1 protein-coding gene is annotated in these 2,926 nt (G+C 57.3%); it reads left to right on the forward strand.

Annotated features, from left to right (window positions below):
• Positions 1-1,266: 1,266 nt before the first annotated feature.
• Positions 1,267-2,442, forward strand: coding sequence for a group II intron reverse transcriptase/maturase (ltrA, locus tag RISK_RS17565; protein ID WP_236696408.1), 1,176 nt, complete (start codon positions 1,267-1,269; stop codon positions 2,440-2,442).
• Positions 2,443-2,926: the final 484 nt, after the last annotated feature.

Genomic DNA, 2,926 nt, shown 5'->3' on the forward strand with positions numbered 1-2,926 from the left:
CTCATTTCCGCGTGCAAATTAAACAATGCAAATTGCAATCGCCCCGTCTCACTTCGCGATCACGTCACATCGCCCCGGAGGGGGCCGTCGTTCGTAGCTCGGGGCGGAAGCCCCGAGACATTCGACGAAAAACAAAAGGTCGCCCCGGATGGGGCCGTCGTGGGAGGTGCCGCGTTGTAGAGCCGCTTGAAGCGAACACTTGGAAGTGGACTCGGTTGCGATGAGGCCCGGCGGTTGAGCGCTGCCCGACGGAACAGTTGGGGACAACTGTTCTACTCTGACGGCCGCCATTTCCGCGTGCAAATTCAACAATGCAATTTGCAATCGCTCCGTCTCACTTCGCGATCACGCCACATCGCCCCGGAGGGGCCGTCGTTCGTAGCTCGGGGCGGAAGCCCCGAGAACAATCGCGAAAAACAAAAGGTCGCCCCGGATGGGGCCGTCGTGGGCAATGCCGCGTTGTGGAGCCGCCTGAAGCGAACACTTGGAAGTGGACTCGGTCGCGATGTGGCCCGGCGGTGGAGCGCTGCCGGACGGAACAGTTGGGGACAACTGTTCTAGTGCGCCTGCAAAGGCGATTGAATTGTCAGGTGAAAGTCCTGATCGGGGAACCCGTTACCTCCCCGTAGCTGATGGTAACTGCGTTTTCAACAGAAAGGGTGGAGAGCAACCAAAAGCGAAAGAGCAGTCCGTAACTGTATTGTGAACTCGATTCGGCCAAGCCTGTCGGGGAGCCTCCTAGAAATGAGCGAACCCTTGACTGCACGCAATCGGCCCAGCGATGACCGGTCTAGGTCAGCCCGACGACTGTGCGGGCGGTCGGTGCAGCAGCCACGACGATGAACGAACTCGGTAACGTGAGAAATCGAGCGTGGCGAAATGGCTATGCGGTGGTTGGAGACGGAATGTTCGGAAGTTCAATCGAGAGAAGCAGGGAGATCTCGGCGAGCAGCAGACCGCTGAAGCTCAGCCGAGAAGTCAGAGCCTTCATAGTAGTGTCGACCACTGGGAACCAAACCCGGTGCGAGCGAAGGGAGGCAGGGAAGTGGATACGAGAAGACCATGCAAGCGAAACGTAAATCGAAAGACTACATCCCGGTGACAGTGCCGTTTTCGGCGGAATCCCCGTCGGCCAAGGCTAGCCGTGCTGGAGAACCTGAAAAGAAATCAGCAATTGAGATTTCTTCGTGGGCGAATCGCAGAGTCTGGACTGATCGTATGTTGAACGCACTGTCCGTAGGAGTGCGAGGAGGTAAATGGCATGCCTTGATTGACAAGGTGTACCGTGAGCTGAACCTGTTCGAGTCGGCCCGCAAGGTTGTCGGCAAGAAGGGAGCAGCGGGAGTGGATCGGCAAAGCACCGAGGATTTCAGCGAACAGGAAATCGCTGAGATCAAGCAACTGTATGAACAGTTGCGAACCGACACCTATCGCCCACAGGCGGTACGTCGGGTGCGAATTCCCAAACCGGGCAGCAAACAAACGCGGCCTTTGGGAATTCCAACAGTTCGAGACCGCGTCGTGCAAACGGCGTTGGTCAACGTCATCGAACCGATCTTCGACAACGAGTTCCATGAAAGAAGCTTCGGCTTCCGTCATGGCCGCAGCTGTCATGATGCACTGCGAGTGGTCGAAGGGTTACTGGAGACCGGTCATGTCTTTGTGGTCGATGCTGACCTGCAAGGTTACTTCGACACGATTCCGAAAGACCGTTTGCTGGCCCTGGTCAGCGAACAGATTTCGGATCGCCGGGTATTGGATCTGGTGAAGCAGTTCTTGGACCAATCGATCCTGGAGGAACTTCGCGAGTGGACGCCTGAAAGTGGCGTGCCGCAAGGGGCTGTGCTTTCCCCGCTGTTATCCAATCTGTACCTCAACGAGCTGGACCACCGGATGGCCGATCTGGGCTATGAAATGGTTCGCTACGCTGACGACTTTGTGATCCTGTGTCGTAGTCAGGAGCAAGCGGAGTTGGCCCTTGAGGAAGTCAAACGCTTCGTCTGTGAAGCCGGTTTGACGTTGCACCCCGAGAAGACGCACATCGTTGACAGTCGGGTCAAAAGTTTTGACTTTCTTGGTTACTCGTTCCGCGGAAAGCTCCGGTTTCCTCGCGCGAAGAGCCACCAGAAGATGGTCGACACGATTCGACGGTTAACACCCCGGAAGAGCGGCCAATCCCTGGAAGCGACGATCGCCCAGATCAATCGCGTGACGGTGGGTTGGTTCAGCTACTTTCGTCACTGTACGTGGAACATCTTCGACAAGTACGACGGGATGATCCGCAAACGACTGCGACGTCAGCTCTTGAAGCGTCATCGACGCAACCCCAAGCGGCTCTGTCGCACTCATCGTTGGCCCAATGCCTACTTCAGCGAGCGAGGTTATCGAAGTCTGCGTTTAGCCCACTCAGCTTACGTTCAATCCCTCGACGGGACCCACTGACTGGCGAGCCGTATGCGGGAGAACCGCACGTACGGTTCTGAGGGAGGGGAGTCCGGCTCAACCGGACTTCCCTACCCCTATCTCTGATGCCATGGAATGCCGGACCGGCAACGCACGAGCGATGCCGCGAGAAACAACTTGGGATTGCCGGAACGGCTCTTCGTTGGGGCCGGCCTACACCGCGACGGCAACACCCGTTCGTGCTCTTCGTGTCCTGCATGGTTCCCAAAAAATCGAGGTTGATCGCTGGCTGCCTGTATCCCACGAGCGAAGCTCGGGCAGAGTAGAACAGTTGTCCTCAACTGTTTGCGTGCCAGGGTGGACTCGTCGAGCAGCGTGACGCGAACGCCTGGCAGTGGACTTGATGAGGCGACGGGGCTTGGCGGCTGAGAATTGCCCGACGGAACAGTTGGGGACAACTGTTCTAGTGCGCCTGCAAAGGCGATTGAATTGTCAGGTGAAAGTCCTGATCGGGGAACCCGTT

This window comes from Rhodopirellula islandica (assembly GCF_001027925.1).
Classification (GTDB): Bacteria; Planctomycetota; Planctomycetia; order Pirellulales; family Pirellulaceae; genus Rhodopirellula; species Rhodopirellula islandica.